8 protein-coding genes are annotated in these 13,491 nt (G+C 41.1%); all 8 read right to left on the bottom strand.

What is annotated here, in order from left to right; translation table 11 throughout:
• Window positions 1–75 precede the first annotated feature (75 nt).
• Window positions 76–1,428 (bottom strand): Gfo/Idh/MocA family protein, encoded by a 1,353-nt coding sequence (locus HDC90_RS05015; RefSeq protein ID WP_184464473.1) that lies wholly within the window; start codon window positions 1,426–1,428, stop codon window positions 76–78.
• Window positions 1,429–1,554: 126 nt separating this feature from the next.
• A complete protein-coding gene (locus tag HDC90_RS05010) occupies window positions 1,555–3,846 on the bottom strand; it encodes a beta-galactosidase (protein WP_184464471.1) in 2,292 nt (763 codons plus the stop codon).
• A 776-nt stretch (window positions 3,847–4,622) separates the two neighbouring features.
• Window positions 4,623–6,272 (bottom strand): arylsulfatase, encoded by a 1,650-nt coding sequence (locus HDC90_RS05005; RefSeq protein ID WP_184464469.1) that lies wholly within the window; start codon window positions 6,270–6,272, stop codon window positions 4,623–4,625.
• Window positions 6,273–6,290: 18 nt separating this feature from the next.
• Window positions 6,291–7,190, bottom strand: a complete 900-nt coding sequence (locus HDC90_RS25675) for a sulfatase-like hydrolase/transferase (RefSeq protein WP_221451795.1) — start codon at window positions 7,188–7,190, stop codon at window positions 6,291–6,293.
• A 6-nt stretch (window positions 7,191–7,196) separates the two neighbouring features.
• Window positions 7,197–7,946 (bottom strand): sulfatase-like hydrolase/transferase, encoded by a 750-nt coding sequence (locus HDC90_RS25670; protein WP_221451794.1) that lies wholly within the window; start codon window positions 7,944–7,946, stop codon window positions 7,197–7,199.
• A gap of 25 nt (window positions 7,947–7,971) precedes the next feature.
• Window positions 7,972–9,447 carry a RagB/SusD family nutrient uptake outer membrane protein gene (locus tag HDC90_RS04995; RefSeq protein WP_184464467.1) on the bottom strand — a complete coding sequence of 492 codons (1,476 nt, stop codon included), beginning with the start codon at window positions 9,445–9,447 and terminating at the stop codon, window positions 7,972–7,974.
• A gap of 15 nt (window positions 9,448–9,462) precedes the next feature.
• Window positions 9,463–12,615: a TonB-dependent receptor gene (locus tag HDC90_RS04990; protein ID WP_221451793.1), complete on the bottom strand. Its 3,153-nt coding sequence runs from the start codon at window positions 12,613–12,615 to the stop codon at window positions 9,463–9,465.
• 204 nt (window positions 12,616–12,819) lie between these two features.
• Window positions 12,820–13,092, bottom strand: a complete 273-nt coding sequence (locus HDC90_RS04985; protein ID WP_184464465.1) for a hypothetical protein — start codon at window positions 13,090–13,092, stop codon at window positions 12,820–12,822.
• Window positions 13,093–13,491: the final 399 nt, after the last annotated feature.

Raw genomic sequence — 13,491 nt, 5'->3', positions numbered from 1 at the left:
AACCATTTGATCAGCCTGAATAAAGTTGCGTATTAAAATATGCGGGTACGCCATAAGCAATACCCGCAACCGAGACTAAAAGCCGCTATCGTCTAAAGCGAAAGTATTTTTTCGATCTTTCCATTTTCCTTTTGTAAAATCAGGGAATTTCTGTGGCATATTTCCTTCTTTTAACGATTTGGTAGAAAGTGGCGTAATTACACTCATTGTAACTGAATCATAAACGTCGATAGGCGTTTGTTTTTTCTGTTTTACCGCCTGGATAAATCCATTAAATACAAACCAATCCATACCACCATGACCGGCACCTACAGCTTCTGTTTCATATTTTTTCCAAAGTGGGTGATCATATTTAGCAAACCATTCTTGCGCCGGATCCCATACATCATCTTTTTTCGATTTATGATCGATGTATACTGATTTGTTTACATCCATCCAAAGACCTTTTGTTCCCTGTACCCTGAAACCGATAGAATACGGCCGAGGTAAGTGGGTATCGTGACTTAATAATACGGTTTCACCGTTTGCACAGTTGATCAGCGTAGTGGTAACATCACCATTTTTATAGTTAATTTTAGCGTTAGGGTGGCCAGGAGAAACCTCTTCTACGTAAGCGGCCAAACCTCTTGCTTTAGAACTGAATGATACCAGGCTGGTAAAGCTGTTACCCCTGTTAATGTTAGCATATTGCATTAACGGGCCAACACCGTGGGTAGGATATAAATCGCCATCCTGATCGATGTTAAACTGCGTACGCCATTGTGCCTCGCTTAGTGCTTTTGGTCCAAACTCTACCCCACCACCATAATAATCTTTACCGTTGTTAAAAAGCACGTTTCTTAAATTATGTTGGTAGCCACCTTCAAGGTGCACCAATTCGCCGAAAAGCCCCTGCCTAACCATATTTAAAGCTGCCATTACATCTCTACGGTAACAAACGTTTTCCAAGGTCATATATGGCATTCCTGTTTTTTCAGAAGTGTTTACAATATCCCAATGATCTTGAACACTTAAACCTGCAATTACCTCGCAGCCTACATATTTACCAGCTTTCATGGCATCCACTGCCTGGTCGCGGTGAAACTGCCATGGTGTTGCTATAATTACAGCATCAATATCCTTACGGTCTAAAAGTTTTTTGTAAGCATCTAAGCCACCGGTATATTCTGTTGCTGCAGGTCTGCCTTTTTTGGCTATAAAATTGCGACAGATTTTAAGTGAGCTTTCCTGGGTGTCGCAAATAGCAACAATTTCTACATCATCTCTTAAGGCACCTTCAGAGATATGGCTCATACCACGTGCACCAACACCGATATAACCTAATCTTACTTTTCCGCTGTCTGATGACGCAAATAAACTTCCGGTTGGCAGGACGGTTAAACCAGCAGCCGTGAATGCACCATTTTTGATAAATTCTCTACGTTCCATTTGTGTTTTTTAATATTTATTGTTTAGTTTTTTAATTGATCCGGTTAATACTGAACAAACGTTTTACTAGGTATTCTTTGGCACTTCCATACACTAAAATCCATTCATCTACAGTGCCTTAATGAGCTAAAGATTTTTAAAAAGTGTTTGGCCAAAATATAATTTGTAATCTTTAATTCTTCCATTGGCATTATCCTGTCGGGGTAAAAGCTTTAATTCCTTTATGGTATAATTTTTACCCAGGTCTATTACAATCTGGTGTGGAGGTTTTGGCGATTTAGACTCCCACTGTGTATGCCAGATACTGGTAAACTGCAAATCGAAAACATTAGCGGCATTTCCATCATCGCCTCCAAGTTCTTCACTATCTGCATATACTATTTTCCAATCACTGCGCGGAATTTCGTTCCCCTTATCATCCAACAATACAATTTCTGCAACCGAAGTATATGGCTGTCCTTTCTGTTCGGATAATGCTTCCAAACAAAAATAACGGGCGTTTACAGCTTTAAAACTAACCTGCTGCCATTTGTTATCGTTCGCAAAACTGCCTTCGGCATAAGCTTGTTGTGCATCTGCCACCCATTTTTGGTTATCTTTTTTGTGCAGCTCTGGCTGTTTTTCGTTAACAACATCCAAAATTGGTTTATCTAAAAAGCTTAAGGTCGGTTTTTCGGTTCCGAAGAGGTCGAATACCACAACTTCATTTTTCCCTTTTTTGAGCCAGCTGCCTGGTACAAGCATGGTTTGCGTAGGGCCGATATTCCAGTATCTACCCAAACACGTTCCATTTAACCAAACTAAACCTTTATTCCATTTACCCATATCGAGGTAAGTATCTTCTAATTTATCGGCACTAAAACTCCCCTTATAAAAAGCAGCCGTAGCAGGTTGATTGCTAAGTGCTTCATAACGAAGCGGAATATTTACTTCTCCAAGCCTCACCGGATAATTTTTCCAGCCCCTTAAAACGGTCTGTTTTCCATTTTCGAATAAATATACCTGCCCATGGATTCCTTTCCTATCGTGCATCTGGTAACCGTAGTTTACCCTACCCGTGGCCTCTACCAGAATCCGCAATACACTTTTGTGCATTCTGGCAGGAATTTCGATGCTGAATTTGTTTTTTCTTCTGTCTAGCTCGCCAATCCTTTTACCATCAATATACACCAACGCATAATCATGAATGTCTTTAAACACCAGGCTCGATTTTTGGCCTGCTGCTAAATTGGTTTCGTACATTACACAACCAAAATCCTGATCTAAATCTTCCATCAGCATGGCTGTATCGGCTAAAATGGGCTTAGACAGGTTTTTAGATAATACCGCTATTGACGAGAATGTAACGGCTTGTAGTTTCTGGATCTTGTTTGCCGCAGGCACATCTGGCAATACCTCTCCATCTTGCAGGTAACTGGCAAATAACTTACGTATGGCATAAAATTTTTCGGTGGCATTGCCAGCCTCATCAATAGGTGCATCGTAATCGTAACTGCTGGTTTGTGGCAGGTAAGGCGGTGCATTGGCACCGCTATAAGTACCAAAACTTGTTCCGCCATGCGCCATATAAATACTAAACGATGCTTTATTATCGAGCATATATTTTAACTCGGCTACAATTCGCTGGATATCGCCTTTGTGGTGTGGCCTGCCCCAGCTATCAAACCAGCCTGGGTAATATTCGCCACACATTAATGGCCCTGTAGGCTGTATAGCCCTTAAGGCTTTAAAATTAGCTTCTGGTTCGCTGCCAAAGTTTACCACAGCGAACAAGTCTTCAGGATGGTCGTTTTTTAATTGCGAGGGTCCATCACAATGAAATAAAGGAACAGTAAAGCCAGCTTCTTTTAAATTGGCCTTAATAATGTTCATATAATCTTTATCGTTGCCATAGCTGCCATACTCGTTTTCTACCTGCACCATAATAATATTGCCTCCATGGTTAATCTGTAATGGAGCAAGCTGCTTACCAACAGCTAAAAGGTATTTTTTGGCTCTTTCTAAAAAATAGGGATGTTGCGTGCGCAAACGAATGCTCTTATCTTTAAGCAGCCACCAGGGAAAACCACCAAATTCCCATTCGGCGCAAGAATATGGCCCTGGCCTTAATATTACGTATAAACCGACCTCTTTTGCCAGTTTACAAAATTCGGCAGCATCGCTTTGCCCTGTCCAGGTAAACTGATCGGGTTCTTTTTCGTGTATATTCCAAAATAAATAGGCACAAACCGTATTTAACCCCATTGCTTTGGCCATTTGCAAACGTTGTTTCCACTCAGCTTTTGGTATACGGGCAAAGTGCATTTCACCACAACGTATTATATATGGTTTGCCATTAAGCTCGAAAGATTCGGCACCTATTGCAAAGGTGTTTTCTTTTTGGGCCCAGCTACCAGCAGAAAGGCTGATTAGCAGCAATAAAGCAAATATTTTTTTAAACAGGGGGACATGCATTGGTTAAGATTCTGTTCGGTTTTGTTGATTTGTATTTTTAAAAGTAGAACAAGCAAACGAGCATTACAACATAAATATCAGCGCAAACGATTGACTAATTTTAATAAACTGTTTAAATTCTATTTCATAATAACACCTAGTGCAATACAACTATAAATGAAAGGGATTATTACAAAGCTACAGGAAGAAGCACCATCTACAGGTGCAGCCCCTGAATAGAGAAATTATTAACGAAAATAAATCTATGCGTTTATCCTTTTAAGCTTTAAATTAAGTCTAATTGCGCCATGCAGATAAATAGTGGAATATATCCTTACACAGCATACATGTAATAAAGAGAAATTTACAAGCAAAACCTGCTAATCATGGTAACTAGAAATAGTTGCTTTTAAGTTCAATCATGCTCAAGCGGCTTTGAGTTGAGAAATAATTTACTAAAACAAGCCATATTTATCTGCAGCCAAAATGACCTATCATAAATACATTTTGGCTACAGACAATTTTATTAATGGGACGGTTTATACGCCAAGAGCCACAGCCTTTGGTTCCTTAAACCTGGGGGAGTAACGGAAATCCTTTTTATTGCGTAAAATTTGCAATAAAAAGATTGTAGTGCATAACGGGGCTACAGCATCTACGGAGGTGTGAATGTTCGTTTTCAAATAAAATATATACACTAAGTGCAGACCACCCCCTGCCCCTCCTAAATTAGGAGGGGAGTTGGATGATATGATAAAATATTAAAAACCAAAACCTTCTGATACAACTTCCTGTACCTTACTTTTCCTAAACTCTTTCATCGATTGTGGTTCTTTATCCTCTAACGTTGCAAAATCGACTACACCTGTTCTTTTTGCCCAGTCGAAATAAGCTACTGATAACCTGCTCACCACATCGTGATTCTGCCTGGCGACATTGGTGGTTTCGCCGCGGTCGGTTTCTAAATTGTAAAGTTCCCAATTGTAGCCTGGCCAGGTAGATACCAATTTCCATTTACCAGAACGCACGGCGCGATTACCTGCACGTTCCCAAAATAACGGTTCTTCACGTTTCAGTTCGTTATCGTTACCAAACAACACCGGCAATAAACTTTTACCCACCAGTGTGTTGGGTGTAATGCCCTGATAGTTTTTTGGGTAAGTAGCACCAGCCAGATCGTAAAAGGTTGGAGCAATATCAATAATATGGCCAGTGCCTTTTTTAATGCTACCCGGCTTAATTTTAGCCGGGTACCAGGCAATAAATGGCGAGCTAATGCCACCCTCGTACATGTAATCTTTAAAGGCTTTTAATGGCGAATTTGAAGCATAAGACCAGTTTTTGCTTTGCGACTCGTACGAACCAATGGTACCCACCGGCCCCGAATTACGTACAGCACCTTTGTACCACTTCACCAGATCTTCTGCAGGCGCACCATTATCAGAAATAAACAGGATGATGGTATTTTTATCGGCTCCGGATGCTTTTAACTTATTTAAAACCTGGCCAATACCTTGATCTAAACGATCGACCATTGCTGCAAAAATCTCCATCTTTTTAGCCCACTGGCTGCGCTGATCGAACGATAGTTTGTTCCAGTTGTAGATATCGGCATCTTTTTCTGAGATGGTAGAATTACCATCAATAATACCCAGTTCCTTTTGTTTTTTAATTCTTTCGGCACGGAGCACATCCCAACCTTTATCATACCGGCCTTTGTATTTGGCAATATCCTCAGGCAGTGCATGCAGGGGCCAGTGCGGCGCGGTATAGGCTAAATACAGGAAGAAGGGTTTGTCTTTAGGACTTTGATCCAAAAACTTTACGGCATTCTCGGTAATTACATCGGTTTGGTAAAATTTACCTGCTTCTAAAGGGTAAGGTTTCCCATCAATAGTATATGCACGTTTTTTACCCCCTTCATAATCGCCCTGATCGAAATAACTTCCATTTTCCGACATCATAACATGATCGAAGCCACGCTGCCAGGGGAAACTTACCTCTTTACTGGCCACATGCCATTTACCCGACATCAGCGTATTATAACCCTGTGTTTTTAATACCTCGGCCAAAGTAAGCGATTCTTTATTGAGATAACCCTGATAGGCCGGAAGCCCCAGATCGTTGGCGAAATACCCCACCCCAGCCTTGTGCTGGTACTGCCCAGTTAATAAGGAAGCACGTGTTGGCGCACAAATGGAATTATTGTAAAATTCTTTTAACCGGAGGCCCTCGTTGGCTAAACGGTCTAAATTGGGTGTTTTAATTTCTGAGCCATAGGCACCAAGGTCTGAATAGCCCAGGTCATCAGCCAGGATAAGAATAATATTGGGCTTTGCCGGTTTGGCATTTTGTGCAAAACCCTGAATGGCCAATAATGCACCTAAACATGTTAATATAACTTTGTTCATCTTTTTCTTTATTTAATACTAAAAATTCTGATTGCCCCTGTTGTTTCCCTGTGCAGGCCGGGTGGGTGCAGTTTTAAGGGTTTCGTAATCCACTACCCCATTTTCTGCTGCCCACTTTACATATGCGGCTTTTAACTGTGCTACAATTTCGGGATGTTGAGCGGCCACATCGGCATTTTCGCCCCTATCTTTTTCAATATCGAAAAGCTCAAATTTTTCGGTTAAACCTGCCGGAGAAACGAGTTTCCATTTACCCCAACGTACGGCTTTGTTACCCCCACGTTCCCAAAATAAAGGCACCGAACGCTGTACGGTATCTGTTAATCCGCTAAGTAGTGGCAGTAAGCTTTTACCAGGGAGAGCGTTACTGCTTATTCCGTTTAACTGTTTTGGATAGTTAATGCCAGCCAGCTCGTAAAAAGTTGGTGCAAGATCGATTAAATGACCAGTACCTTTGGCAATTGTCCCGGCTTTAATTTTATTCGGAAACCAGGCGATAAAGGGTGCACTAATACCACCTTCATATGGTGCAGCTTTATAATTGCGGAGTGGCGAATTGCCCGTTTGCGACCAATTGCTGTTCTGTGTTTCGTAAGATCCGGCAGTGCCAACAGGCCCGGTGGTACGCTGGGTATAAGGCCTTGTACCATTGCCACCCTGAGCGCCGTTATCTGAAATAAAAATAATGAGGGTATTTTCATCCTGTTTCAATTCCTTTAGCTTAGCAAGCAAACGGCCAACCTCTTGATCTACATGATCGATCATGGCTGCATAAACTTCCTGACGGGTTTGCCAGTATTCCTGCTCATCATAAGTTAACTTGTTCCAGGGTTTTACCTGGTCATCGTGTGCTGCAATTTTCTGATCGGCACCAATGAGTCCTTTCTTAATAGCATTGCGGTAGCGTTGTACGCGCAACGAATCTCAGCCTAATTTATATTTACCTTTATATTTGGCAATATCGGCAGGGAGTGCCTGCAGCGGCCAATGTGGTGCGTTGTAGGCCAGGTATAAAAAGAATGGCTTTTTAGCTTTTTGCTGGTCATCTAAGAAACCTAATGCGTTATTGGTAATTTCTTCAGTTAAATATTTTCCCGGCTCGAGAAAATACGGTTCATTATCTTTAACCAAGGGTACGGTTTCAGTTCCTTTTTCTCCGATTTCGTAATAATTGCTGGCACCACCAATAAAGCCAAAAAAATGATCGAAACCGCGTTGGTTTGGCCATTGGTTCCGATCGTCGCCTACATGCCATTTACCGGCCATGAGCGTGGTGTAACCGCCAGTTTTAAGTACTTCGGCCAGGGTAAGTGATTCGCGGTTTAAAAAACCCTGATAGGCTGCCAGCCCAAGGTTATTGTTAAAAAAGCCAACACCCGCCTTGTGCTGGTATTGCCCGGTAAGCAACGATGCCCTGGTAGGTGCACAGATCGAATTGTTGTAAAATTCTTTCAGTTTTAAGCCGCCCGCAGCGAGTTTATCTAAATTGGGGGTTTCTATTTCAGTTGCCCCATAAGGGCCAATATCTGAAAAACCAAGATCATCAACCAGTACCAGAACAATATTTGGTTTTTGCTTTTTCTGGGCATATGCCTGCTGCACAACCAATAAACCAAAGGCTAACAGGCATGCTTTTGCTATAGGCAAAGTGGAATGTTTTTGTTTAAAATTCATATGATCAAATTTTAGTATAAAACGGTTAATAGTTTACCCAATCCGGGTTCTGTTTTAATTTGGGGTTGAGGTTAAGTTCTCGTTGTGGTATAGGGAAATGAATGTGACGCTTCGCCGCCAAGGTTTTTCCGGCTGCTTTAAGTGTGGCCACATAATAATCGGCTCCCCTTCTGGCCAGATCGAACCATCGCTGATATTCGAAAACTAATTCTTTTCTCCGCTCCTGAAAAACAGCATCCCTAAACTGATCTACAGTTAATGCCGGAGAAATATCGGCTAGTTTGGCAATACCTGCACGCTGGCGCACTTCATCTATGGCAGCATATGCCGCTGCATTTGGCCCATTATTTACTTCATTTAAGGCTTCAGCATAAATTAAAAGTACCTCTGCATAGCGGATAATGGGCAAATTTTTTGAAGACTGAGATTGATTACCAACCACAGCCGGATCGTAATATTTATTAAACTGTGGCGAGAAGGTATATAACTGCCCATTTGTAGGGCTCACCATCTGGGTAACAAAGGTGATTGCTTTTCGGGTATCGTTATCAGCAAAACTGTTATATAAACCACCCGCAGTATGCAAAGCATCTGCATAATCGCCATTAATACCGGGTACATCTGCAGGAGCAGAACGACTGGCCAAACTGTTGCCCTGATAGCCAACATTGCCTACAAACTGTGCAGAGAAGATATGTTCTTTACCGTTTTTAGTGGCTACATTAAACACATCTGCAAAATTTGCAAACAGCGAATAGTATTTACTATCAATTACCTCTTTACTTTTTTGAGCTGCATTTGCCCACTCTTTATGAGTAAGGTATACTTTTGCCAATAAACTTTTGGCTGCGCCAGAAGTTGCCCTCCCTAAATCCTTACTGTTATATTCTGCTGGTGCAGGTAACGATTCTGCATCTTTTAAATCCTGAATGATCTGGGCATAGACTACAGCTTCGGGCGCATTGGGTACATATAAATCTTCGGGTGCTAAAGAAGTATTTTCATGCAATACAATGGGTACATCGCCAAACCAGCGCACCAGGTTAAAATAATGCAATGCCCTTAAAAACTTCGATTCGTTAATTAAACGTTTTCTAATGGCCGAACTAATTTTGGCCTCGTCAATTAGAGCAATTTTATCGATGGCAATGTTCGAAGCATTAATGGCATCGTAACTTTGTTTCCATAACTGCTCCATCCTGTCGTTTGATGAATCGTGGGTTAAACCTGATATGGCCCTAACGTGCGCATTTCTGGCTCTTGGGCCAGCTTCATAATCGTCGGTAGCCATTTCAACCCCAATTTGTATTAGGCTATTATAGAGCGATTGGCCACTTTCGTAGAGTTTGCGATAATTGGCTGTAACTGCAGAAATTGCTTGGCCTTCATTTTGATAAAACTGTGCCGTAACAAGCACAGCATCTGGATCTTCTTCTAGTTTGGAGCAGGCCGAAAATGCTAAAGCTAAAATAGATAGGTATATTAAGTTTATCTTTTTCATTGAAATATCGATTAATTAAAATGTTAACCTTAAGCCAGCCCTAACCGATCTGGCAATGGGATAGATCCCGGCATCGGTACCTGGCGATACATTACTTCCCGAGGTAATTTCGGGATCAAAGCCTGAGTAATTTGTCCAGGTAAGGAGGTTCTGCCCGGCTATGTAGAAATATACGTTTGATAACTTTGCCCTAGCCGAGATCTTTTGGGGCAAGGTATAACCCAGCGAAACATCTTTTAACCTTAAGAAGGAACCACTTTCTATAAAACGATCTGAAAATACAGGTGCAGGATCTAACTTGGCTCTTGGAATGGTTTGACTTGGATTACTTGGTGTCCACCTGTTTAAAGCAGTAGCTGAGGCATTTTGTTGCCCGGTAAACAGCTCAAGGGTCTGCATATTCGAGTTCAAAATGCTGTTACCGTACGAGCCTTGTACAAATATTAACAGATCGAAACCTTTGTACTCGAAATTATTGGTTACACCAAAAATGAAATTGGGTTGTGCATTGCCAATAATGGCTTTATCTGCAGCAGTGGTAAACTGGCCATCGCCATTAACATCTTTGTACAATCTATCGCCAGGTTTTGGCACAGCACTACCTGTATATTTACCTTTAGTGGCTTCTTCTCCTGTTTGCAGGATTCCATCAATTACATTGCCATAAAAGCTACCCAATGGTTCGCCCACTTTTACAATGTAATTTCCGCTGATATATGATTGTGCACCATTACCGATACTTAACACTTTATTCCGGTTAACGGAAAAGTTTAAATTGGTGTTCCAAATAAATGTTCCGGTAAGGTTACGTGTATTCAGGCCAATTTCAAATCCTTTGTTCAATACTGATCCATAATTCTGCAGCGATGTACCATAACCTGTTGTCCATGGGATTTCTACATTTAACAATAAATCTTTGGTTTTCTTGTAGTAGCCATCTAATGTTAATTGTATCCGGTTATTAAAAAAACCGACATCTAAACCAGCATCGTACTGATGGGTGGTTTCCCAACCCAGTTTATCATTTGCAATGCGATTAGGTGCAAAACCAGTTGCGGTAGCGCCACCAAATACATAATTGAGACTGTATAAAGTTGCTAAAGACTGGTACTGGCCAATCTCCAGGTTTCCTGTTGTACCGAAACTGACACGTACCTTAAGCTCGCTGATTGTTTTTTGCAACGGCTCAAAAAACTTCTCGTTACTGATTTTCCATGAAGCGGCTGCCGAAGGAAAATAGCCCCATTTGTTTCCTTTTCCAAAGCGTGATGAACCATCGGCACGAATACTTGAAGTTAAGAAATAACGGTTATCAAAACTATAATTTACCCTGGCCAGGTAAGAATGTAATACCCATTTTGAGGCATCAGAATAAGGCGCCACCAAAGTTGCCCCACTCTGCAGGCTGTTAAAGGTTAAATCGTCGGTTACAAACTTTTGTGCATTGGCCCTTGTGGTTTCGCTCGAAAATTCCTGTTGTGTAAAACCGATTACAGCATCTAACGCATGCTTACCAAAAGCTTTATTGTACGAAAGGGTATTCTCATTTAACCAGGAATAAGAATTATAAGTGCCTTTTCCGGCAGCCCCCCCGATGGTACTTCCTTCATAAATGGTTGATGGAATATAATTCTTTTCGTTTACGCTATTTACATCGGCACCAAGCAGTACTTTAAGGTTTAGCCCTTCAATAATCGTGTACTCTCCAAATGCTGTCCCTAAAAATTTATTGGTGGTTGATTTATTGATCTGCTCTTTTAATGAGGCAATAGGGTTGGCAAATATATTTTCAAACGGATTACGAAGCGTGTAAGCACCAGAAGCATCGTAAATAGAAGCAGTAGCAGGCATAATCAACAGACCATTGATGATGCCCGAAGGCGATACATTGGCATCGGCCTTGCTTCCGCTAACACTTGCGCTTACCTTAAATTTTTCGAAAGGTTGAGCATCTACATTAGCCCTGATGCTGATTCTCGAGTAATCGGTATTCTTTAAAATACCATCCTGATCAAAGTAATTCCCTGAAATAAGATACCTTGTTTTCGGATTTCCGCCGCTTATGGTAAGTTGATGGTTCTGTGTTGGTGCGCGTTCGAACGCTTCGCTCTGCCAATCTGTGCCTGCACCTAACTGATCAATTTTTGCCTGGCTCAAATACTGGAAACGGCCTTTGCTTGGATCGGTATCGTACAATGCATCGTTCCGGAGCAAGGCAAAATCGTGGGCATTTAAAAGGTCTAATTTTTTTCTTAACGATTGTGTGCCATAACTTCCTTCATAAGTAACTGCACTACGATCTGCTTTTCCTTTTTTAGTGGTGATAATCACGACGCCATTTGCTCCCCTCGAACCATAAATCGCTGTTGCAGAAGCATCTTTTAAAATATCAACTGTTTCAATATCAGAAGGATTAATACTGGCCAATGGGTTAAGCGGCGTACCACTCAGTGTACCTGCCGAAGCCGAACTGTTGTACAAAGGGAATCCATCAATCACGTATAAAGGCTCATTTCCACCTTGTACCGAACTTCCACCCCTTACCCGGATACTTACACCGCCACCCGGTTGACCAGATGTTTGGGTAACCTGCACACCGGCAGCAGCACCCTTTAACAATTGATCTACCGAACTTAGGGGTTGTTTTAATGCCGATTTAGAAATGGAAGAAACGGAACCTGTAATGTCGCTTCTCTTCTGTGTTCCATACCCTACTACCACCACATTATCGAGCTGGTTGGCTGCTTCTTCGAGCTTAATTTCAATCGGACTTCCATTTGCAATAATTTCGATGGTTTTATAACCGATATAACTTACCGTTAAGGTATAAGGAAACTTCTGTCCGGTTACGAACCTAAATTTACCCTCATTATCGGTTACTGCGGAGTGAGTGGTTCCATTGATACGGACTACCACACCTGGGATGGGCTCTTTGGTTTTCGAATCGGTAACCAAACCAATAAGGGTAGAGTTAATGAGTGGTACTGTTTGCGCTTTAACCGCAATTGAAAAAATAAATTGAGCGATAATTAACATTCCTAAATGACGCAACAAGCGTAAGGAACGGACTGATAATCTGTATCGAACGGGCTTTTCCTGTCCGAAACCTGGTAATGAGACTTTCGAAGCCGACCCATAGGGCCACCTGACTTCTTCAAATTTTTGCATACTTTTGTTAAAGGTTAAGTGGTAAATTGATTCAGGTGCCAACGCCAATTGAAGACCTGTTTCGATGATTTAATCTAGGGGAGATACATTTGTGTTTCCCCGATTCTTATATAGTTTGTAAAGTTTTTATCTGCTGCCCTCCTCTTTGTTTAATTGCTTTGTTATTTATCGCTTACACACCTAAAACCAAGGTGTTCCATGCTGCTATCTTCTGATGTTTTCATTCTTCTTGTTTATCCATACCATTCCCGCATGATGTTTAATCAATGTGGCTTTGCTTGGACCATTTACCAATTTTGGTAAAGCATTGAAAGTACCAAAACGGTTAGGCAATTTAGCTGCACAACAAACTGCAGCACGAGGATAAATGGGGCTTTTAGGATGAGTATCTTTTGCAGTCAAGGTTGGATCTGGTACTAAAAGCCCAGACAAAGCAATGATTACAAGGGATATCCTGTAAAATAAGGCAAAGTTCATAATAAGGATGTATTGGGTATCTGACCAGTTAAGTCAAAGCATTATTGTTGAGCGTCCGGCCATTTAGAAAGCCATAGTGATGATAAGTTTATGCGCGACAACAACACATTCGCATTGATCTGTTGTGATTGGAACAATGGATAGCGTAGGTAGAAAATGAAAGAAAGTAAAATTTATTCATATCGTTATTTGCAGGTGGTCAGCAAATATAATATTAAATTCTATAAATCCTATAGAATTTATAGTTTAATATAATTTTATTTATTCTTACTTCGTTCTGTATAAATGTTTTAACATGAAAATAGTTAAATAAATACCTTTCTATCATTAAGATTAAACAAAAAAAGTCGAGAAAACACGAATGCATCCTCGACAATCCAATAGAAATTGAAATAGTGC

This window comes from Pedobacter sp. AK013 (genome assembly GCF_014205835.1).
GTDB lineage: Bacteria > Bacteroidota > Bacteroidia > Sphingobacteriales > Sphingobacteriaceae > Pedobacter.
The sequence above is the reverse complement of the archived record's forward strand: the minus strand, read 5'-3'. Positions and strand labels throughout refer to the sequence as shown.

Excerpts from the sequence above, each read along its gene's own strand:
- HDC90_RS05015 (WP_184464473.1), bottom strand. The coding sequence starts at position 1,428 with ATGGAACGTAGAGAATTTATCAAAAATGGTGCATTCACGGCTGCTGGT.
- HDC90_RS05005 (WP_184464469.1), bottom strand. The coding sequence starts at position 6,272 with ATGAACAAAGTTATATTAACATGTTTAGGTGCATTATTGGCCATTCAG.
- HDC90_RS25670 (WP_221451794.1), bottom strand. The coding sequence starts at position 7,946 with ATGAATTTTAAACAAAAACATTCCACTTTGCCTATAGCAAAAGCATGC.
- HDC90_RS04995 (WP_184464467.1), bottom strand. The coding sequence starts at position 9,447 with ATGAAAAAGATAAACTTAATATACCTATCTATTTTAGCTTTAGCATTT.
- HDC90_RS04990 (WP_221451793.1), bottom strand. The coding sequence starts at position 12,615 with ATGCAAAAATTTGAAGAAGTCAGGTGGCCCTATGGGTCGGCTTCGAAA.
- HDC90_RS04985 (WP_184464465.1), bottom strand. The coding sequence starts at position 13,092 with ATGAACTTTGCCTTATTTTACAGGATATCCCTTGTAATCATTGCTTTG.